We start from the raw sequence: 19,712 nt of genomic DNA on the forward strand, positions 1-19,712 counted from the left end.
TCTAAATGAATTCAACCTTGAAAGGTGGCATTTTTGTTGCCCTGGGCGCTTCATGCTATGGTTTACTTACAACTTTTGTAAAACTAGCATACGAAGAGCATTATACCGTTTATGAAGTTACTTTTTCACAAATGTTACTTGGCTTTATTGCTCTAATGATTTTGAATCTTTTTCTGAAAAAGAAAAAACCACCTATTACAGACAAAAAGTTAAAACATAAAACAATTTTCTATCTTATGCTTGCTGGAACATCCTTAGGATTTACAAGTATATTTTATTATCTGGCAATGCAATACATCACTGTATCTGTGGGCATTGTATTATTGATGCAAAGCGTATGGATTGGAGTTGTTTTGGATAGTATCATCAACAAAATAAAACCGACTAGAATCAAAATCATCTCTGTCATTCTTATTTTGATAGGAACGGTTCTCGCTGCAGATTTACTGATCGAGAAACAAGATGTGAGTCTGGCAGGTATTGGCTTTGGAATCCTAGCAGCCTTATCCTATACAATTACAATTATGACATCTAATAGTGTTGGTACACAATACCACCCGATTACCAGAAGCAAATGGATGATGTTTGGTGGACTCATCATTGTTTCTGCAATAACTTTACCCGAGCTTATCGAGTATATAGATTATGGCATTTTTATGATTTGGGGACCTGTTTTAGCCTTATTCGGAACTATTTTACCGCCATTATTCTTCACGGCAGGCATGCCTAAAATAAACGTTGGACTCGGAGCTATCATTTCGTCTATAGAACTTCCTGTAGCTGTGCTTATGGGTTATTTTGTCCTAAATGAGGATCAAAACATATATAAATGGATTGGTATTCTTCTGATTTTGTCTTCAATAGTACTTATGAACTTGAGGAAGGTTCAGAAAGAGCCGTTGTAAAGAATATCGCATATCCGCCAAGAAGCCTAAAAGCTTATTTGAACAAATTCTCAAGTCTAGCAACATCCCCCTTTTCCAGAGCGAAGTCAAAGTACTAAGGGAGACAAAAATTATTTTTAGGTTATTAAGCAGACAAACATAAAAAGTAAATCTACTTCGCTACAATTCCTTTTGAAGTCAGCAGGGGTAATGTCTTGATGTCTTTAGGTTTCAAGCTGTGTCTTGGAAATTTAAAATCTTTATGCATCAATTTACCATCTAAAAAATAGGTGACTTGAAATATATTATCCACCTCCAATACATCTTCATGCAAGAATTCCAGTTTAGCAAAAGATTTTGGTGGTAAAACATCTAATTTCTTTCTAAGAATGGAAGTTGTTTTGGATCTACTTTCACCTTTAGAAACAATTAAAACAGTTTCTAAGGCTTCAGAATTATCATTGACTAGATAAATCGTCCACTCATCAACCTTGAATGTTATGTTATATTCAAACGAAGCAACGATGTAGACATTCTCAACTTCAGGAATATGTTTATCGATATCCTTCTTCATAATAGCTTATAAAGAAGATTTGAATTGCTCTAGAAAACGTACATCATTTTCATAAAACATACGGATATCTCCTATCTGATACAGTAGCATAGCGATACGTTCTATACCCATACCAAAAGCAAAACCACTATATTCTTTAGGATCAATATTGCAATTCTTTAAAACGTTAGGGTCGACCATTCCACAACCCATAATTTCTAACCAGCCTGTTCCTTTGGTAATTCTATAGTCAGTTTCAGTTTCCAAACCCCAATAAATATCTACCTCTGCACTAGGCTCAGTAAATGGGAAATAAGAAGGTCTTAGTCTGATTTTTGACTTTCCAAATAACTCTTTGGTGAAATAAATTAAAGTTTGTTTTAAATCTTTGAAGGATACATTCTTGTCGATATACAAACCTTCGACTTGGTGAAAAATACAATGTGATCTTGAAGAAATATCCTCATTTCTGAAGACTCTACCAGGAGAAATTGTTCTGATAGGAGGTTCATTATTTTCCATATAGCGCACTTGAACGCTGGAGGTATGTGTTCTTAACAAAATATCTTTAGGATCGGTTTGGATGAAGAACGTATCTTGCATATCCCTTGCAGGGTGATATTCCGGCAAGTTTAATGCAGTGAAGTTATGCCAATCATCCTCAATTTCAGGTCCTTCGGATACATTGAAACCGATGTTTGAAAATATTTCTGTGATTCTATTTTTGACTAAAGATATAGGATGCCTCGCTCCTATTTCCATAGGTTCGCCAGGTCTGGTGAGATCACCATAAATTCCTTTCTCTTCAACTTTTGAAGCTATTTCGCGTTTTAATTGATCGACTTTTTCCTGGGCAGAAATTTTTAACTGATTGATAGTCTTACCAAATTCCTTTTTCTCCTCATTAGGAACGTTTTTGAATTCAGCAAAAAACTCATTTAAAATTCCCTTTTTTCCTAAATACTGTATTCTGAATTGTTCAACATCTTCAGCTTTATCTGCTGTAAAACGCTCAACCTCATCTATATAACCCTTTATCTTATCTATCATGGTAGTTGGTAAAATGAATTCGCAAATTTAGAAAAAATAGACTGTTTCCTACTTAGAAAATCTATTATTTAAAACCTTATACTATTCTAAGTACTTGCGTTTGAGAAAATAGCTTACAAGAGCCTCTTTCATCAAGACAGTTTGCTCGCCTGCTTTGAGTGCTGGCAGCTTAGAAGTGTTGGTGAAATGTGGCCAACCATCTTCATCAATAAAGTCAAATTCATAAAATCCGTAAGGTTCCAATAATGTACAAATAGCAATATGCATTAAATTGATTTTATCATCCTTTTTGAACTTAGCCTGTGGTTTACCAAGCTCCTGTACGCCCACTAAGTATATAATAGCATCTATATCCATTAGTTCGCCATCTGCAAATTGATTGGATAGCTTATTTTGAAGGCTTTCCCAACGTGTTTTTAGTAACTCATCTCTCATGCTACAAAGGTACTCGCTTTAACCGAATTGATTATATTTGACGCTATGAATGTGATAGATATTGTTCTTGGTGTTTTCCTGCTACTAGGTTTTATTAGGGGTTTTCAAAAAGGATTCATTGTAGAGCTTGCTGGAATAGTGGCTTTATTAGCTGGGATATTCGGAGGTTTAAATTACGGATACATCGCTGAAAGTTATCTTGAAAAATGGACAAATTGGTCCTCATCAAGTATTGAAATTGCCAGCTTTTTTATTGTGTTTATTGGTATAGTAATTTTAGTTTCTATCATTGCTAAAATCTTAACTACCATTGTTCATAGTATCGCATTAGGACTGATCAACAGGATATTCGGCTCTGTGTTTGGTGTGATCAAAACAGGACTTTTCATTTTTATCTTACTTCTTATTTTTGATTACATAAATGGTGACGGCAGGTTTATTTCAGAAACAAAACTGAATAGTTCTGTCGTAGTCACTACCATAAGAGAATTAAGCTCAACGCTTTTGCCTTCTTTAGAAGAATTACTAAATAAAAGTGAACTTTTGAATGGAGATAAAGACGCATAAAAAACCCTCAAACAAAATTTGAGGGTTATAATTTAAATAATGAAAAAAGTGATTAAGAAAGTAATTCTACTTCACCTGTTTGAAGAGAATAAACACCTCCAACTATTTTAATTTCTCCTTTTTCTTCCATGCTTTTTAGAATTGAACTTTTTTCCCTAACTCTATTCATGGTAAGTTCGACATTTTTTTGAACCACGTTGTGAACAAATTCCTTATTGGAAGAATCTCTTTTTCCATCAGTCTTTACAGCTTCCACTGCTGGTTTAATGTTGCTAAGTAAATGAGTGATATTACCCAATTCTACTCCGTCGCAAGCTGCACTTACTGCTCCACAACTTTCATGGCCTAGAACGAAGACCAGTTTACTCCCTGCGACTTTACATGCATATTCCATACTTCCAAGGATGTCTGTATTTTCAAAGTTGCCTGCAACTCTAGCTACAAATACATCACCAATTCCTTGGTCTAAGACTGTTTCTACCGGCACTCTACTATCTACACAAGATAAAACCACAGCTTTTGGATATTGACCACCTGTTGCACTTACTTTCATAGCGTTATAATCCCTTGAATGGAAATCTTCTGAAGTAAATCGCTTATTACCTTCCATAAGGTCTTTTAAAACCTCATCTGGAGTTAGAGCTTCTTGTTCTTGTTTTGTAATTATTTTATTTAACATAATTAATCTTCTTTTAAATTTATATTGAAAAACTTATCGAATTTCTCTGGATTTTCAAACTCTCCAAGTTTTGAAATGATTGTGATATTAATGTTGCGATTTTTTGCTTTTATAGAAAAATCATCTAAAATTTCTAAGACATCATAATCCAAATATTTTGATTTTCTGATATCGATAGTTAGGTTGGTATTCCTGGAAATATCGTTTAATGTTTTTAAAATAGTCCCTTTATTAAAGAAAGTAACTTCTTCGGCTAGAGTCATATTAATAACATCATTTTTATCCTCACCTTCAGTTCTCTTAATGTGTAAGAAGTGTGAATTTTTGAAACTATTGATCAGAACCATTGTAATTCCTACGGCTAGACCTAGTCCAATACCAATAAGCAAATCCCCTATAACTATACCTAAAACGGTGACGATGAAAGGTAAGAATTGAGTTTTACCTAACTTGAATAGATCTATAAAAAGTGAAGGCTTGGCCAGCTTATATCCAACGATTAAAAGAACTCCAGCCAATACAGCCAAAGGAATAAGGTTTAGCAAATTTGGGATAAAGACTACAGCTAGCAATAACCATAAGGCGTGTAAAATAGTTGATAATTTGGTTTGTCCACCAGATTGGATATTTGCAGAACTCCTTACGATAACTTGTGTGATAGGCAGACCGCCAATGAATCCGGAAACCATATTTCCAGTTCCCTGAGCAAGCAATTCTCGATTGGTTGGAGTTACCCTTTTTCTTGGATCGAGCTTATCTGTCGCTTCAACACTAAGCAGTGTCTCTAAACTCGCTACAATTGCTAAAGTTAAACCTACTATCCAGATTTCACTTGAAGTAATAATTGAAAAGTCTGGAAACGTAAACTGACCTATAAAGTCAGAGAAATTATCGGGTACTGGAACAGAAACTAAGTTAGAATCTGAAATCCCCAACAAGCTAGCGTCATCGATAAAAAGCTTGTACAGTACACCTACAACAACAGCTACTAAAGGTCCCGGAATGATTTTAAATATCTGATGTTTTTTCTCAAGAACATTGGACCAAAGTAACATGATAGCAATACTGAGAATAGTAATGGTTAATGTACCAACAGAAAGTTGATTCCATGCAATAACAACGTTATCTAGCATAACGGAGATGTTATAATCAAAAAAATTATACTCATCTGGTAAACCAAAAGCAACGGAAAACTGTTTAAGAAAGATAATGATACCTATACCCGCCAGCATTCCTTTAATAACTGAAGAGGGAAAATAATAACCGATAATTCCAGCTTTTAGAAAGCCTAAAAGGATTTGTATGGCACCACCTATAACAACAGCGACAAGAAAGTATTCATATTTACCAAGACTGGCTATTGCACCAAGTACAATAACCGCAAGTCCTGCAGCAGGACCACTCACACCTAGTGATGACCCACTTAAAGCTCCTACGACTATTCCCCCCACAATCCCAGCAATTACTCCTGAAAAAAGTGGAGCTCCACTGGCCAAAGCAATACCTAGACATAATGGTAGTGCTACAAAAAAGACAACTATACTAGCTGGTACGTCTTTGTTTAAATGTTTAAACATAAAATATTTGAAATGGTGCTTTTCATAGAAAAGCACTTAGAGTTATAAATTGAAATTAAAATGATTAAATGAAATAATTCAATTTAAAATCTGGAGGGGGAGAAACTATTTTTTGATAGACACTTTTATAACTTGATGTGTAGTGTAAAAAAGATCTTGAATAATAAAAATCTGATGAACTAATTATCTTGTCAGATTCATCAGAGAGATATTCACCAAATGAAACATTATTTTTTTCTGAATTTTCTTCTTCATTTAGATTAATGAAAAAGGAAATATTCTCACCACCATCATATAACATAACGAGAGTGGGGGTTACCAAGAGGTTGGCAAAGGAAAAAATAAGTATAAATAATTTTAATCTCATATATTTAGTAAATATATGGATTTGTTAAATGATGAATTAAAAATTCTTGTTATAATTTTTTGAAAGAGTTAGTTTTTACCCAACCCTTAGATCCATCGGAGAGTTCAATTTGTGTAAACTCTCTAAAAGTGGACCCCAAAATTACTTTAGTTCCTTTGTTTAATTCAAAATTGATGTCGCTTCTAGGACTAGGCTCAACATATGCAGGCAGTTGATTTTCAAAAATAATAGCATAAGACTGCTCTATCTGACGTTGATTTTGGAAATGACCAAACAGTAAACTCGAAACAGCCAGAACGACAAGAAATATTGCTATTGAAAAGTTTCTGCGTTTCCCTTTAGTTGTAGAGCTTCTAAAATAAAGTACCATAAATACACCAAATAACACTGAAAGACCTATGCTCAACCAAGCCCAGGAATTTAGTTTCATCGCATGTGTAATCGTAAACATTAAAGAATTGAGGTTGGACTCAGGTGCATTTTCAATTTTATCTATCGTTTGTGTATTTGCTATCTCAAGATTTTCTTTTATTTCTTGGTCAGCAGGATTATACTGAAGCGCCTTTTCATAATGGTAAATAGCATTGGCTAAATCATTCTGTTTAAAATATGCGTTTCCCAAGTTGAAATGCAATTCAGCTGATGACAAGCCCTCTTCTAATATATTGTTATACAGCTTTACCGCCTGTCCAAACTCATTATCTGCATAAGCAGAGTTGGCCTTATCAAAAGTATCTTCTGCTTGAGCAAATACTGTACAACTGATTAAGAATATCAATAAGTAACTATAAAACTTCATATTAAACTTCTTTATCAATTTCTGAAATAACTTTAGCGGCTTTATCAAAATCATTTTTCATGTCTTCAGTGACTGATGGCGTGTATCTTGCCAATTCACAACTTTCCAGAATTTTCAAAAAGTCTTTTGTTGCTTCTTGAGAAACCCCTTTTTCTGAAAGCAATTCCTGGATTTTATCCTTTTGCATATCTAAAGTCTGGATCTTCAATCTTGCCTTCATGTAATTATGCAGAGCACGCTCCAAAGACTCATAGAAAGCTTTAGAGTCACCAATATTCTTTTTGGCTTCAGACAAATAGCGTTTAGCCAATTTATTTGCGCGTTTAAGTTGTGCCTGGTTCTGATCAATTTCTCTGTTTTTTACTTTACCAAAAATCAGCATAAAGGGGATGCTTAAGAACGGTATGAAAAACAAAGCCCAATACAGTGGAGATTGAAAGAATTGTGATTGATCTTTTTCCTTCAAGTTTGTTTTCAATTTGATATAATTGAAATTGCTTTTTGAAGAAATAATATTCTGAGGTCTATTGGAATCGTTTTCTGAAGCTACCTGAGTTTCTTTTGGACGTTCTGGACCTGAATTTACCTGAATAGTAATTGGACTAGATTGTAAAGTTTCGTAAGATTCACTATTCGGATTGAAATATGAAAATGATGTTGGTTGAATCACATATTCACCTTTAAACTCAGGTATAACCGTATATTTTTCTGAAATACTTCCGCGCATACCAAGACTTGAAGTTCTTACATTTTCATTTCGCTCTGGCTCATAAACTTCAAAAGATGAAGGAGTTTGAATTTTTGGCAGGTTGAATAATTTCAAGTTCCCTCTTCCACTTACCTCTGACGTTAATTCTAAAGATGTTTGAGCATCGAGTTCTTTCTTATTCGCTTTCAGTTTGAAATCAAATTCGCCAACCGCCCCAGAAAATCCTGCTGGTTTACCTTCTTCTGGGAGAGGCTTTACGTCTACAGTCCTAGTATTGGCAGAGAAGTTTTTTTCAACTACATCATACATTCGTCTACCGAAAAAATCTCTTCTATCTGTCGGCACTTCAACAGAAACGGCCAGGGATAAAGGTTCAATTTTTAGTTCTCCTGTTTTCTGTGGATATAAAACGGTTTTACGAAGTTCTACATAACGAAAAGGTTGTCCCCCAAATTCGCCTTCTTTAACCTCAAGCTGATCTATATTGATGTTTTGGCTCCAGAATCCTTCAAATTTAGGATCATCAAGAGGCCTCCAATTTCTAATGTTTACACTCTGACTAAAAAACAATTTATACACCACATAAATCCCCTCATTCAAATATGGCTTAGGTTTACTTACTTCTGCGATCAGATGAATGCCACTTCCAGCTTCTGCAACAGCTTTGGACTGGTTTGGCGTATCCACGGCCGCTGTGACTTCTACTTTTATTGGTGAAGTCTTATAAACTTGACCATCTACAGTGATCTCTGCTTGACCTATGGTAATTGTTCCTCTTCGTTCTGGCTGAAAAAAATAGGTATAGCTTTTTTGAAAAGAACTTTTGCCATTTATGTATTGCTGAGAATAGGATTGGTTAGGTCCGCCAATTTTTTTTAAACCTTCAAAGCTTGGAGGTAAAAAGTTATCCCCATTAGCATCAACAGTGAATTCAACTTTCAATCTTTCATTGATTCCAAGTGTAGATCTACTTGCCTCTGCAGTAAAAGTAACCTGAGCAGAAGAACTCCAACCAAGTAGAAAAACTAATAAAAATACTAAGTGTTTCATTTTACCAGTCTTTTCCTGTTTTAGATTTTTGACCTTTTGCTTTCTGAGCATTTAGCTTTTCCTGGACGTCTTTTTCCTGATTCTCAATAGCTTCTAGCAAACGCTGAATTTGCTGTGGAGAAATCTGTCCTTTTTGATTTTGGGGCTGTTGAGGCTGCTTTTGTTCATCTTCTCCACCTTCGCCATCTTTCTCTTTTTCCTCTTTATCTTTACTTCCTTGATCGTCTTTTTGATCTTCCTCATTTTCATTCTTATCACCCTTGTCGTTCTCTTGATCTTTATCTTGCTGGTCTTTTTCTTTGTCTTCGTTTTCTCCCTCATCCTTGTTATCCTCGCTTTGGTCTTCATCCTTATCTTGACTTTCGTCTTGATTATCGTCACCATCTTTACTATCATCGTTCTTCTCATCTTTCAATTTAGACTTAGCATAAGCTAAATTATAGCGAGTTTCTTCATCTGTAGGATTGTTTCTTAAAGCATCTTTATAGGCATCTACAGCCATCTGGTATTGTTCTTCTTCCATCAGAACGTTACCGAGGTTATGATAACTTTTATGCTTCAACGATTTATCATCTGTGCTTTCAATAGATTCAATAAGTCTTAGTCTAGCAGATTCCAGCTCATTGTTCTTTATGTATAGGTTTCCAAAATTATAACTGATATCTGAGTTGTCTTTATCTATCGCTTTAGCTTTTCTGATTTTAGCTTCAGAAACAGGAAAGCTCAAGTCACTAGACTCTGCTTCAGCCAATAAAGTTTTAGCTTTTTTGGGCGCATCAGAAAAGCTTTGAGACTGCATTGAAAATACAGTAAACAAGCTTATCAAAACAAATAAAATTATACTTCTAATCTTCATCTTTCGTTCTCTCATTAAATAAATTTAGTCTTCGTATCCAAGCTGTTTTTCTTTCCAGCAAGAGTATATCAAACAGTACCAAAAATATACCAAAACCTAAAAACCATTGATATTTACTCTTAAAGTCAGCAAATTGTTTGGCTTCAAATTCTGTTTTTTCAATTTTTTGCAATTCTCCCAATATTTCGTCTACTGCTTTAGAGGTGCTAGCGCCATCGATATAACTGCCATTTCCGATTTCTGCAATTCTTTGTAAAGTCTCTGTATCCTTTTTTGTAATTACAGTTTCACCAGCATCATTTTTTAGGTAGGATTGGATTCTTCCATCACTTCTTATAGGGATAGGGTCTCCACGTTCAGTCCCTACTCCTATTGTATAAATTCTAATACCTTCTTCTGCTGCTTGTTCTGCCATACTTTCAGCATTGCCATCATGATCTTCTCCTTCAGATAGAATGACCAATACTTTATTGGTTTGATCGTCGTCATTGTAATACGATCTTGCCAAATCAAGTGCCTGAGAGATGGCTGTTCCCTGACTGGAAACCATATCTGTATTCATGCTTTGCAAGAACGTTTTTGTACTGGCATAATCTGTAGTTATAGGAACTTGAGGAAAAGCACTTCCTGCATAACCAACTAATCCAACACGGTCTGAAGTTAAGTTATTAATAATTTCAGTAATAATACGTTTGGATTTTTCAAGTCTGTTGGGGGCAATATCTTCTGCAAGCATACTTTTTGAAACATCCAAGGCAAAGACAATGTCCACACCTTCTCGTTTCACAGTTTCCAACTTTGTGCCGAGTTTTGGATTGACAAGAGCCAACACAAAACAGGCGAAACCAAGTGAAAGCACTATAAACTTTAAGTTTGACTTAAAGCTAGACTGTTCCGGCGCCAATTTTTTGAACAATCTTACCTCGGCAAATTTCTTCTGAGTTTTCTTTTTCCAGTATACGTAACTCAGAAACAAGAGCAGTAGGACTGGCAAGACCAGAAAACCCCAAAAATAAATATGTTCTTCTATTATAAACATCTATACAAAACTTCTAAAAAGTGTGTGTTTTAATAAAAATTCCAAGAATAATAAGGCTCCAGCTATTATTAAGAAAAATCTGTATTTCTCATCATAGTTGTAAAACTTAAATTCTTCAATTTCTGTTTTTTCCAAGGCATCAATTTCTTCATAGATCGCTTGAAATTTTTCATTGTCTGTAGCTCTAAAGTATTTACCACTAGTACTTTCAGCAATCGTCTTCAAAAGTGCTTCATCAATTTTCACCTCAACATTTCTATATTCAAACTGGCCGTTGGGTTTAATTCCTACTGGCGATAAAGCCATTCCATTACTGCCAACACCAATAGTGTATGTTTTAATGTCATACTCTGTTGCTAATTGCGTTGCGGTAATTGGGTCTATAAATCCTGCATTATTTTCTCCATCTGTCAATAAGATTATGACTTTGCTTTCTGCTTTACTGTCTTTTAGTTTATTTACAGAAGTGGCGAGCCCCATTCCTATAGCTGTTCCACCCTCAATATTCTGTGTATAATTGAGATCGCTTATAGCATTTATAATGATAGACTTGTCACTTGTAAGTGGAGTTTTGGTATAACTTTCTCCTGCATAGATCACGAGACCTATTCTATCATTTGGTCTGCCGTTTACAAAATTGTTTGCAACTTCTTTTAAAGCTTCCAGGCGGTTTGGCTCCAAATCTCTTGCAAGCATACTAGCAGAAATATCAACAGCCATGATGATATCTATACCTTCGGTTTTTTTTACTTTAGTTGTTACGTCTACAGTCCTCGGTCTTGCCATAGCAATAGTTAAAAAAACAAGAGCCAACATTTTAAGAATAAACAGTAAAGGACGAAGCTGAGCTAAAGTGCTTTTGGTAAAACCTTGTGTGCTGGAAATTTTGAGAGTCGCCGCTTGTTGTTGACGCTTCTTAAAATACCAAAACACTGCTAATGGAATAGACAATAACAACCAAAACCAGTTTGGATTTTCAAACGTGAAGTTTTCAAAAATCATTGTCCTAAGTTTTTAAATTCCACTGCATTCAATATTCTGTCCGCGATCTTCTCACCGTACTCATCATCACGGTCATAAAAGATAATTATCTGCTGAAAGCCACCTTTTCCAAAGTTAACGATCTTGTATTCTTTCTTTATGTCCTTTTTGGTGATCGGGTTTTCAATTGAAAAGCTTCCAAACACCTTTTTACCTTTTACTCCTCCTAATGTTTCAAAATCTTCTGACTTGGTAATGATATTGTAAGCACCACGCTCCTCCAGGTTCTCGTATATTCTATCTACAATGACATCTAAGTCGATGTCTTGAGACTCCTTGAATCTAACTTTATTAAGCGTCACGTACAAGTTTTGATATAAAGTCCCGAAACTGTAAGTTTCCTTATTAGCAACATTTTCTAAGATGCTTTCAGGCAGCTCCAGTTCCCCTCTTACGAGTACATCTGGAGTTGTCATACTTATTGGTGGAACACCGTAATCACTAGTAACCCAGTCTCCTTCGAGTAATTCTTTAGACGGATTCCCCACAACACTATCCTTTAAATATTCGTACCCTTTTGTAGCTACTACAGCAGTCACCGTAACAGCAATCAATATCAGTCCAAGTATAATTCCAACGATCCATTTCTGTTTTTTACGCTTTTTTGCAAGGGCTTTCTGGAAAGCTTCGTCTTTTTTCTTTTCCTCTTCTGTAATTTGTGGAATAGAACTTTGTACTTGCTTTAGAAATTTACCTATTTGCTTTCTGTCTGACTTTAGAGTGATAAGATCTGGTCTGCTGTTGGCAAACTTAGCAAGATCTGCTCGCTTCAAAATCTTTTCATATTCAGAAATCATGTCTTCTTTGAGCGCTAATTTCTTCTTTTCCTTTTTGAATTTTAATTCAGAAATAAGTTCGTTGGTGGTATATTCCAGAGCTCTTATCTCTAGTTTTTCTTCTAAATACCTTCTCGTGATGTAAGTTAACTCAGAAATATATTCTTTAAAGTCTCTGTTTTCTAGAGCTGAAGATTTATCTAGTTCTTTTAAAGAGATCATAGCCTGCTCGTAAGGGGGAATTCTACGCTTAGCTTCATCGCGTTTTTTCTTCAGTTTAAAAACGAGAAAAGCTATTCCAGCTAAAATCAGAATTATAGCTAAAGTCCACCAAAACCAGGATGGCACTGCAAAAGGTTTTTCAACGCCTATAGAAGGCTTGATAGGATACAACTTTTGCTTTGTTGTATCTAGCACCACGTCGTTGACTCTTACTGTTAGCGTATCTGTATAAAAAGCTTTTTCGTTGATTTTGACCAGCTGTGGAGGTACTGAATAACTGCCAGAATCAAATTGTGTTAGCTTATAAAGTTTTGTGAGAGTAAAAGCTTTGGCCTGAGGATTTAACGTATCAATTTTGTAATCCTCAACCATTTCTAAGGGCACAAAGGTTTGATCTTTTGGAAATACAACCAAATCCTCTTCGCTTACCCCATCTACTTTTATTAGGTAATCAATCTGTTCACCAATCTGTAGGGTGTCTTTATCAGTTTGGAAACTTACTTCCTGAGAATAACCAATGCCACTAACTAAAAGCAACATCAAAAGCATAAAAGAGTTTGATGTTAAACCATTATTCGTAAAAAGTATTTTTCTACTCATATATAATTATCTGGATTTAAAATATCCAAGAAGTTTAATAACGTAATTTTCATCCACACGCGTACTCAAAAATCCTGAACCACTCAACTTAAATGCTTTTTGAAAATAATCTACTCTTTCTCTATAATACTTTGTATATGCTTTTCTAGTTGAACCACTAGAAGTATTTACCCACATCGCTTTTCCAGACTCGGCATCTTTCATTTGAACCATTCCAAGATTTGGTAACTTTTCTTCTCGCTCGTCATAAACTCTGATGCCTGTGACATCATGTTTTTTTCCAAATATTTTTAAAGTATGTTCATATTCGTCTGTCAAAAAATCTGATAATACAAATACAATCGCCTTTTTCTTCATCATGTCAATGAGATATTTAAAGGCTTTTGTGAGATTTGTAGTTTTATGTGATGGCTTGAACTCTATCAATTCTCTTATGATTCTCAACACATGCATTCTCCCTTTTTTGGGCGGAATGTAAAGTTCTATCTGATCTGAGAACAGCATTAAGCCAATCTTATCATTATTTTTGGTGGCAGAAAAAGCAAGTGTAGCGGCCATTTCTGTAATAATATCTTTTTTGAAAGTTTCCCGGGTTCCAAAGGCTGTAGATTCTGAAATATCGACGAGCAGCATCATAGTTAATTCGCGTTCTTCTTCAAAAACCTTAACGAATGGCTCGTTATATCTAGCTGTTACATTCCAGTCTATAGATCTTACATCATCGCCAAATTGGTAAGCGCGAACCTCACTAAAGGTCATTCCCCGACCTTTGAATGTGGAATGATATTCTCCACCAAACACGTGATCGCTCAAACGACGTGTTTTGATTTCAATTTTTCTTACCTTTTTTAAAAGAGATTTGGTATCCATGTAGTGTGTCAACTTTTGTTCGATTTAGTACTAAATCAAAAAAGCAATTTATCTAAAAACTTGTCATTTTGTTCTGAATAAATTCAGAAGCAAATCTTAAGGGACCTCTACTTCGTTTATAATTTTGCTTATCAAATCTTCAGATTTAATGTTTTCTGCCTCAGCTTCGTAAGTAATCCCAACTCTGTGTCTTAACACGTCGTAAACAACAGCGCGGACATCTTCTGGAATCACATAACCTCTTCGCTTGATGAAAGCATAACATTTGGCTGCAATTGCTAAGTTAATACTACCCCTGGGAGAGGCCCCAAAACTAATAAGGGGCTTAATTTCGGCAAGTTTGTATTTTTCTGGATAACGCGTTGCAAAAATTATATCTAAGATATATTTCTCTATTTTTTCATCCATGTAAACTTCTCTCACTACACTTTGAGCTCGTATAATTTGATCTGTTGAAACAACTGGATTTACTTTGCCAAAACTATTGTTTAAGTTAGCTCTCATGACCAATTGCTCATCCTGAAGATTTGGATAATCAATTACCGTTTTCAGCATAAATCTATCAACTTGTGCTTCTGGCAAAGGATAAGTTCCTTCTTGTTCAACAGGGTTTTGGGTAGCCATCACCAAAAATGGCTTGTCAAGTATAAACGTTTCATCACCTATGGTTACCTGCTTTTCCTGCATGGCTTCAAGCAGTGCGGACTGTACTTTAGCTGGAGCACGGTTAATCTCATCTGTCAGTACAAAATTGGCGAAAATAGGACCTTTCTTGATGTTGAAACTATTTTCCTTCATGTTGTAGATCATCGTTCCTACAACGTCTGCAGGGAGTAAATCTGGAGTAAACTGTATTCTACTGAAGCTACCATGCACTGCCTTTGATAGAGTATTGATGGCAAGTGTTTTTGCCAAACCAGGAACTCCTTCTAGAAGAATATGTCCTTGACCAAGAAGGCCTATCAATAATCGTTCTACCATGTGCTTTTGACCTACAATGACTTTATTCATTTCATTTGTAAGAAGGTCTACGAAGGCACTCTCTTTTTCTATCTTTTCGTTAATGGAGGCAATGTCTACATTAGCTTGATCTTGTTCCATATTATATTTCTTATTGTATTATAACCTTTTCTTATATCGTGGACGCAAATTGAAAATTTAATATATTTCCTGTTGTTAATGCTTGGTTAAAAATCAGCTATTTACGATAAGCTTATGATTATGCAAAAAAGATAAAGGATTATTTTAATTTACAACTTATAAATCCACTGCTCAGGATTCAATTTATTGGTATTCTTGAATAATTGAAAAATAAGGGTTGTCTTTCCTGATGAAGAATTAATTCCAACTTCTCCAACCTCTTCTCCTCTAGCTACTTTGTCACCTGATTTCACAAACACTTTTTGCAAATTATTGTATACAGATAAGTAATCTCCATGGCGAATCATTACCACAACATTGGCTCCAGGAATCTTACTTACCTGGCTTACCTCCCCTTCAAAAATCGCTCTGGCTTTCCCATTTTTCTCAGTGTCTATTCTCACACCATTACTCATAATTTTTATTGTTTTTACAATGGGGTGCGGCCTTTCTCCAAAACGCATAGAAACCTCTCCGGACTTAACAGGCCATGGAAGTTTACCCTTATTTTGAGCAAAATCTTTGGCCAAAGCTTGGGCTTCTGGAGTCAACTTGAAGGTAGCTTTAGAGTCTGATCCTACCTTTTTATTTTCTTTGGCAATAGCCTCGCGTATTAAACGGTCAATTTCTCGATCTATCCTACTTACTTCTTGCTGTTTTTGCTTGAGCTCTTGAGCATATTTTTCTTTCTGCTTGTTTATGCTGACTAGTAGTTGTTCAAGATTGTTTTTATCACTTACCAGATTGGATTTTGTCTTGCGATTTTCCGCAAGTATTTTTTCTTGATCTCTTCGTTGATCAAATAATGTTGTATTCAATTCTTGAAGAGTTTTGGTTTGTATCATCACCTCTTCTCCCTGCTTTTTTCTGTATTGAGCAAATTGTTTCATGTATTGAATCCTTTTGTAAGCTTGAAAAAAAGATTCTGAAGAAAATAGAAACATGATTCGACTTTTGCTTGATTTGCTTTTGTAAGACTTCTGAATCATTTGCTCATAATCTGCCTTCAGCTGTTCAAGCTCATTCCTAAGTCTATCAATTTTATTAGCATTAGCATTTATCTCTCGAGTGAGTAAATTGGCTTCTTGATTATTAACCTGGATTAATCTTTCGGTTGCTTTTATTCTTTTCTGAAGATCTTCATACTCGGTTAAGGCAGATTTACCCTTGGATTCTGTGGTTTTGATGATGCTATTGATTTCATCTATTTCCTGCTGAATGGCCTGACGTTTAGCCTCAAGTTCTTCTCTTGTTTGAGCTTGAAAGGACAAACTCGATGTGAGCGTTATAAAAAGAAGTATGTACTGAAAGTATTTCATTATAATTCTAAACGTTCGTAATTACTAGGAATTGAAAATGGAAAGCTAAGATCTTCATCAAAAACAACTGAGCGATATTCAAAATCTATAAGAACTACTTCATCTTCTTTTTTGGCAGTCATCAACAATTTGGAGGGGAATCTTTTTCTATCTACAGATTGAAAATTGAAGTAATCAACCTTTAAACTTTCATTTTTGACATTTTGCAAGGCCTGAGATTTTATTTCAAACTTACGACCATCAATGATGGCAGAGTAAGCCAAAATCGATTTAATATTTTGAAGAAAAACATAAGCATCTTTATCAAAAAGCATCTGATTTCTTTTCAGTTCATACATAGGTCTTCCTATGAGTAAGTTTTGAAGGTTTTCAAAATTTACTTCTACCCCAAGAAATTCTTTAGCCATAGAAAAATCTCCATCAAAATAAGTCCCATTTATTTTTTCGTAATACTGAAACCGATCTGGTGTAATGAAAACTTTAGCTACAGGTAATAAGCCCATTATTTTAGCGCTCATCCAGATCGCTTTGTCTTTCTCTATTCTGTAAGTTATACTGATAGATTGTGAATTAGTTTCCGTTTCGTATCCAGCTTTAATCCTACCGTTTACTGTCTTGAATTCAGCGAGATTGTTTTCAAAAGATCTTAAAACAGCTCTAGCCGATTTTTCTTTTGAGTCCTCTCCAGCACCAGCTTTGGAAGATTTGCAACCCGTTAGGGATATAAAAACGATTAAAATTAAACTTATTCTTTTTAAACTTTTATGCATCAATTTGAGATTATGATTAATTTCTGCTTGTAAGAATTTGCCTTTTCTTGATTTCCCAAAGCAAGATAGGATTCTTTCAATGCACTGTAAACTTTTTGTTTTAGCTCTTTATCGTCAAAAATATAATCCAGAGCGTCTTTCAAAAACTCCACGGCTTCTTTATGTTTACTCAGCTGTCCCAAAGCAAATCCTTTGGTATAATACAATAACGCTTGAGAAGGAAAACTTTCCAGAGCATTTTCGCTGGTTTTAAGAACATCTTCATATTTTTTCAACTCCAACTCCAGTTCCAAAATATTTTTAATCAACTCAAAATCATTTGGCTTATTGCGTAAAGCAAATTTGAAATTTTCTAATGCCTTTTCCTTATCCCTGGATTTGTAGAACTCCCCCAATTCTGCTTTACTGGAAGAATTTTTTTCTGAAGAAAGAGCTGAATTCAATACACTCACAAAAGCACTCTGAGCTTCTGGGTCTTGCAAAGCTAAAGCTTTGAAAGTATTAATAACTTTAACCTTATTTTCTTCTTCGAGGGTAAGGCTTTCCACAACTTTTTTACTGTAAATTTTAGCTTCATTAATATTTCTACTCACAAGGTGAGCCATTGCCATTTCTACGTAAAACTCTGGGTCATTAACTGAATTTCGCTCTAATTCTTTACCAACTGCGATAGCTTTTTCAGGAGAATTATTTAGCCTGTAAAGCTCCATTAATAAGGTTGCAGATCTTATGTCTTCTTTAGAATTCTGAAATCGCTTTTTGAAAAAATCAATACCTTCTTCCAAAATTGAACCTTCTTTGTAAATGATCATCCGGAATTCATCTCGAAATTCATCAATGCCCTTAACCGTATCATAGTTATCTAAAGCATTTAAGGCTAGCTTGTATTCTTTTCGAATTAAATATAAATTGGCCAATTCTTGATAATAAATGGGATCTGTTTTAGAAATTAATTCTGCTTCAGCTATTGCTTTATTATAGCTTTTCTGCATGGAAAAGACGTAGAATAATTGCTTGTGAATATTTGTATCATCTTTATAAGATGGATCCTGTAATGTTTTTTGAAGGTATTCTTCAGCTTTCTCGTAAGCTTTGAGATCGATATAATTTTTAGCCATTTCATAGAAAACCGCAGTGTTATTGGGTTCAATTTTTAAACATCGCTCCAACTCTTCTATGGCTTTTTGCGGATTTTCTACGGCACGCTGAGCAATCGCTTTAAAAAACACCTCCTGAAATTCGTCCGTATTATTCCCCAGATCATCAACATTAATCTCATCCGACAAGTTGTCTTTGTCCTGAGCGTTGCTATTGAGAACTAAAGCAAGGCATAGAAAAAGAAAAAGACGAAGAGAATAAGGCATATTTTTTATTCTAAAGTGGAGTAATCTCCGATACTAACCGAGGTGAAATTACCATTAAACTTTGCGAAATTTCCTATCATAGCTTTGTCTAGCTTGGCATTTGTGATTTCAGAATGTTCTTGAATTAAGGAATTTTTTATTGAACAGTTATCTACAATCGTGCCATCACCAATAGAAACATTTGGGCCTATTTTAGCGTTTTTCAAAAACACATTTTCGCCGATGAAACAAGGTTCTATAATTTCAGAATCCTCGATTTTCACTGTAGAGGAAATAAGTTTTTCTTTTTCGTCTTCATGAATAAATTTCAGCATACGTGAATTGGTCTCAACTGTCACGTGCTTGTTTCCACAATCCATCCATTCCTCTACCTGACCAGGCTTGAATATTGCTCCATTTTCTCGCATTTTCTTGATACCATCGTTGATTTGGTATTCTCCACCATGCATAATATTTTCTTCAATAACTTTTTCCAGCTGAATTTTCAATTGAGCAACGTCTTTAAAGTAGTAAATTCCAATTACTGCAAGATCAGAAACAAAATCTTCAGATTTTTCAACAAGCTCAGTGATTTGTCCATCATCATTCAAATTCACAACTCCAAAAGCTTCAGGGTTATCAACTTTCTTGACCCACATCACCGCATCTGCATCTTTGTCTAATTTAAAATCAGCTTTAAATAAAGTGTCGGCATAAGCTATGACTGCAGGCCCTTCCAAAGATTCCTTGGCACACATAATCGCGTGACCAGTTCCAAGTGGTTTATCTTGATAATAAATAGTTGATTTTGCCTCCAGGTCTTTAGCTATTTCTTTCAGCTTTAATTCAATTTCTGCACCAAAATCTTCAGAAATAATAAAAGCAATTTCATCGATCTCTTCTTCCAAAACCTCAGCAATCCCTTCAACCAAACGTTGTACAATAGGTTTACCTGCTATAGGGATTAAAGGTTTGGGAATAGTAAGTGTATGGGGTCTTAGTCTTGAGCCTCTTCCGGCCATGGGAACTATAATCTTCATATAATATTGTTTTAAATACTTTTATG

At 35.0% G+C, this 19,712-nt stretch carries 20 protein-coding genes; 2 read left to right on the plus strand and 18 right to left on the minus strand.

The window, feature by feature from the left end:
* The first annotated feature begins 5 nt into the window (after positions 1-5).
* Positions 6-905, plus strand: coding sequence for an EamA family transporter (locus ACFQ0R_RS03430; RefSeq protein ID WP_379656976.1), 900 nt, complete (start codon positions 6-8; stop codon positions 903-905).
* 151 nt (positions 906-1,056) lie between these two features.
* Here ACFQ0R_RS03430 and ACFQ0R_RS03435 read toward each other — a convergent pair whose 3' ends face one another.
* From ACFQ0R_RS03435 to ACFQ0R_RS03445, 3 genes are all read right to left on the minus strand, one after another.
* On the minus strand, positions 1,057-1,458 hold the full coding sequence (locus ACFQ0R_RS03435; RefSeq protein WP_379656977.1) for a hypothetical protein: 402 nt from the start codon (positions 1,456-1,458) through the stop codon (positions 1,057-1,059).
* Between the two features lie 6 nt (positions 1,459-1,464).
* Positions 1,465-2,487, minus strand: a complete 1,023-nt coding sequence (gene pheS / locus ACFQ0R_RS03440) for a phenylalanine--tRNA ligase subunit alpha (protein WP_379656978.1) — start codon at positions 2,485-2,487, stop codon at positions 1,465-1,467.
* Positions 2,488-2,568: 81 nt separating this feature from the next.
* On the minus strand, positions 2,569-2,922 hold the full coding sequence (locus tag ACFQ0R_RS03445) for a hypothetical protein (protein ID WP_379656979.1): 354 nt from the start codon (positions 2,920-2,922) through the stop codon (positions 2,569-2,571).
* 45 nt (positions 2,923-2,967) lie between these two features.
* On the opposite strand from ACFQ0R_RS03445, the gene ACFQ0R_RS03450 reads away from it, so the two are divergent.
* Positions 2,968-3,489, plus strand: coding sequence for a CvpA family protein (locus ACFQ0R_RS03450; RefSeq protein WP_379656980.1), 522 nt, complete (start codon positions 2,968-2,970; stop codon positions 3,487-3,489).
* A 52-nt stretch (positions 3,490-3,541) separates the two neighbouring features.
* On the opposite strand, the gene ACFQ0R_RS03455 is transcribed toward ACFQ0R_RS03450, so the two are convergent.
* From ACFQ0R_RS03455 to ACFQ0R_RS03525, 15 genes are all read right to left on the minus strand, one after another.
* Positions 3,542-4,168, minus strand: a complete 627-nt coding sequence (locus ACFQ0R_RS03455) for a carbonic anhydrase family protein (RefSeq protein ID WP_379656981.1) — start codon at positions 4,166-4,168, stop codon at positions 3,542-3,544.
* Positions 4,169-4,170: 2 nt separating this feature from the next.
* Positions 4,171-5,745 carry a SulP family inorganic anion transporter gene (locus tag ACFQ0R_RS03460; protein WP_379656982.1) on the minus strand — a complete coding sequence of 525 codons (1,575 nt, stop codon included), beginning with the start codon at positions 5,743-5,745 and terminating at the stop codon, positions 4,171-4,173.
* A gap of 64 nt (positions 5,746-5,809) precedes the next feature.
* Positions 5,810-6,112 (minus strand): hypothetical protein, encoded by a 303-nt coding sequence (locus ACFQ0R_RS03465; protein WP_379656983.1) that lies wholly within the window; start codon positions 6,110-6,112, stop codon positions 5,810-5,812.
* Between the two features lie 49 nt (positions 6,113-6,161).
* A complete protein-coding gene (locus tag ACFQ0R_RS03470) occupies positions 6,162-6,911 on the minus strand; it encodes a tetratricopeptide repeat protein (protein WP_379656984.1) in 750 nt (249 codons plus the stop codon).
* 1 nt (position 6,912) lies between these two features.
* Entirely contained in the window at positions 6,913-8,670 is a 1,758-nt protein-coding gene (locus tag ACFQ0R_RS03475; RefSeq protein ID WP_379656985.1) for a BatD family protein, read from the minus strand.
* A 1-nt stretch (position 8,671) separates the two neighbouring features.
* Positions 8,672-9,541, minus strand: coding sequence for a tetratricopeptide repeat protein (locus tag ACFQ0R_RS03480; RefSeq protein WP_379656986.1), 870 nt, complete (start codon positions 9,539-9,541; stop codon positions 8,672-8,674).
* Positions 9,516-10,565 (minus strand): VWA domain-containing protein, encoded by a 1,050-nt coding sequence (locus ACFQ0R_RS03485; protein ID WP_379656987.1) that lies wholly within the window; start codon positions 10,563-10,565, stop codon positions 9,516-9,518. Before ACFQ0R_RS03485 ends, ACFQ0R_RS03480 begins: the two co-directional genes overlap by 26 nt.
* The gene (locus ACFQ0R_RS03490) at positions 10,566-11,567 is read right to left on the minus strand and encodes a vWA domain-containing protein (protein ID WP_379656988.1); all 1,002 of its coding nucleotides are present in this window, start codon (positions 11,565-11,567) and stop codon (positions 10,566-10,568) included.
* Complete coding sequence (locus ACFQ0R_RS03495) at positions 11,564-13,153, minus strand: hypothetical protein (protein WP_379657440.1); 1,590 nt, start codon at positions 13,151-13,153, stop codon at positions 11,564-11,566. Before ACFQ0R_RS03495 ends, ACFQ0R_RS03490 begins: the two co-directional genes overlap by 4 nt.
* A gap of 57 nt (positions 13,154-13,210) precedes the next feature.
* A complete protein-coding gene (locus tag ACFQ0R_RS03500) occupies positions 13,211-14,074 on the minus strand; it encodes a DUF58 domain-containing protein (protein ID WP_379656989.1) in 864 nt (287 codons plus the stop codon).
* Positions 14,075-14,170: 96 nt separating this feature from the next.
* Positions 14,171-15,175, minus strand: coding sequence for an AAA family ATPase (locus tag ACFQ0R_RS03505; protein ID WP_379656990.1), 1,005 nt, complete (start codon positions 15,173-15,175; stop codon positions 14,171-14,173).
* Positions 15,176-15,324: 149 nt separating this feature from the next.
* The gene (locus ACFQ0R_RS03510) at positions 15,325-16,533 is read right to left on the minus strand and encodes a murein hydrolase activator EnvC family protein (RefSeq protein ID WP_379656991.1); all 1,209 of its coding nucleotides are present in this window, start codon (positions 16,531-16,533) and stop codon (positions 15,325-15,327) included.
* Complete coding sequence (locus ACFQ0R_RS03515) at positions 16,533-17,303, minus strand: DUF4292 domain-containing protein (RefSeq protein WP_379656992.1); 771 nt, start codon at positions 17,301-17,303, stop codon at positions 16,533-16,535. The genes ACFQ0R_RS03510 and ACFQ0R_RS03515 overlap by 1 nt, the downstream gene beginning before the upstream one ends.
* Positions 17,303-18,667, minus strand: a complete 1,365-nt coding sequence (locus ACFQ0R_RS03520; RefSeq protein ID WP_379656993.1) for a tetratricopeptide repeat protein — start codon at positions 18,665-18,667, stop codon at positions 17,303-17,305. The genes ACFQ0R_RS03515 and ACFQ0R_RS03520 overlap by 1 nt, the downstream gene beginning before the upstream one ends.
* Before the next feature lie 5 nt (positions 18,668-18,672).
* On the minus strand, positions 18,673-19,686 hold the full coding sequence (locus ACFQ0R_RS03525; protein ID WP_379656994.1) for a sugar phosphate nucleotidyltransferase: 1,014 nt from the start codon (positions 19,684-19,686) through the stop codon (positions 18,673-18,675).
* Positions 19,687-19,712 lie beyond the last annotated feature (26 nt).

This window comes from Psychroflexus salinarum, assembly GCF_042677225.1.
GTDB lineage: Bacteria > Bacteroidota > Bacteroidia > Flavobacteriales > Flavobacteriaceae > Psychroflexus > Psychroflexus salinarum.

What these genes read in the sequence shown, in the direction of transcription:
- ACFQ0R_RS03430 (WP_379656976.1), top strand. Translation starts at nt 6, where the DNA reads ATGAATTCAACCTTGAAAGGTGGCATTTTTGTTGCCCTGGGCGCTTCA.
- ACFQ0R_RS03435 (WP_379656977.1), bottom strand. Translation starts at nt 1,458, where the DNA reads ATGAAGAAGGATATCGATAAACATATTCCTGAAGTTGAGAATGTCTAC.
- pheS (WP_379656978.1), bottom strand. Translation starts at nt 2,487, where the DNA reads ATGATAGATAAGATAAAGGGTTATATAGATGAGGTTGAGCGTTTTACA.
- ACFQ0R_RS03445 (WP_379656979.1), bottom strand. Translation starts at nt 2,922, where the DNA reads ATGAGAGATGAGTTACTAAAAACACGTTGGGAAAGCCTTCAAAATAAG.
- ACFQ0R_RS03450 (WP_379656980.1), top strand. Translation starts at nt 2,968, where the DNA reads ATGAATGTGATAGATATTGTTCTTGGTGTTTTCCTGCTACTAGGTTTT.
- ACFQ0R_RS03455 (WP_379656981.1), bottom strand. Translation starts at nt 4,168, where the DNA reads ATGTTAAATAAAATAATTACAAAACAAGAACAAGAAGCTCTAACTCCA.
- ACFQ0R_RS03460 (WP_379656982.1), bottom strand. Translation starts at nt 5,745, where the DNA reads ATGTTTAAACATTTAAACAAAGACGTACCAGCTAGTATAGTTGTCTTT.
- ACFQ0R_RS03465 (WP_379656983.1), bottom strand. Translation starts at nt 6,112, where the DNA reads ATGAGATTAAAATTATTTATACTTATTTTTTCCTTTGCCAACCTCTTG.
- ACFQ0R_RS03470 (WP_379656984.1), bottom strand. Translation starts at nt 6,911, where the DNA reads ATGAAGTTTTATAGTTACTTATTGATATTCTTAATCAGTTGTACAGTA.
- ACFQ0R_RS03475 (WP_379656985.1), bottom strand. Translation starts at nt 8,670, where the DNA reads ATGAAACACTTAGTATTTTTATTAGTTTTTCTACTTGGTTGGAGTTCT.
- ACFQ0R_RS03480 (WP_379656986.1), bottom strand. Translation starts at nt 9,541, where the DNA reads ATGAGAGAACGAAAGATGAAGATTAGAAGTATAATTTTATTTGTTTTG.
- ACFQ0R_RS03485 (WP_379656987.1), bottom strand. Translation starts at nt 10,565, where the DNA reads ATGTTTATAATAGAAGAACATATTTATTTTTGGGGTTTTCTGGTCTTG.
- ACFQ0R_RS03490 (WP_379656988.1), bottom strand. Translation starts at nt 11,567, where the DNA reads ATGATTTTTGAAAACTTCACGTTTGAAAATCCAAACTGGTTTTGGTTG.
- ACFQ0R_RS03495 (WP_379657440.1), bottom strand. Translation starts at nt 13,153, where the DNA reads ATGCTTTTGATGTTGCTTTTAGTTAGTGGCATTGGTTATTCTCAGGAA.
- ACFQ0R_RS03500 (WP_379656989.1), bottom strand. Translation starts at nt 14,074, where the DNA reads ATGGATACCAAATCTCTTTTAAAAAAGGTAAGAAAAATTGAAATCAAA.
- ACFQ0R_RS03505 (WP_379656990.1), bottom strand. Translation starts at nt 15,175, where the DNA reads ATGGAACAAGATCAAGCTAATGTAGACATTGCCTCCATTAACGAAAAG.
- ACFQ0R_RS03510 (WP_379656991.1), bottom strand. Translation starts at nt 16,533, where the DNA reads ATGAAATACTTTCAGTACATACTTCTTTTTATAACGCTCACATCGAGT.
- ACFQ0R_RS03515 (WP_379656992.1), bottom strand. Translation starts at nt 17,303, where the DNA reads ATGCATAAAAGTTTAAAAAGAATAAGTTTAATTTTAATCGTTTTTATA.
- ACFQ0R_RS03520 (WP_379656993.1), bottom strand. Translation starts at nt 18,667, where the DNA reads ATGCCTTATTCTCTTCGTCTTTTTCTTTTTCTATGCCTTGCTTTAGTT.
- ACFQ0R_RS03525 (WP_379656994.1), bottom strand. Translation starts at nt 19,686, where the DNA reads ATGAAGATTATAGTTCCCATGGCCGGAAGAGGCTCAAGACTAAGACCC.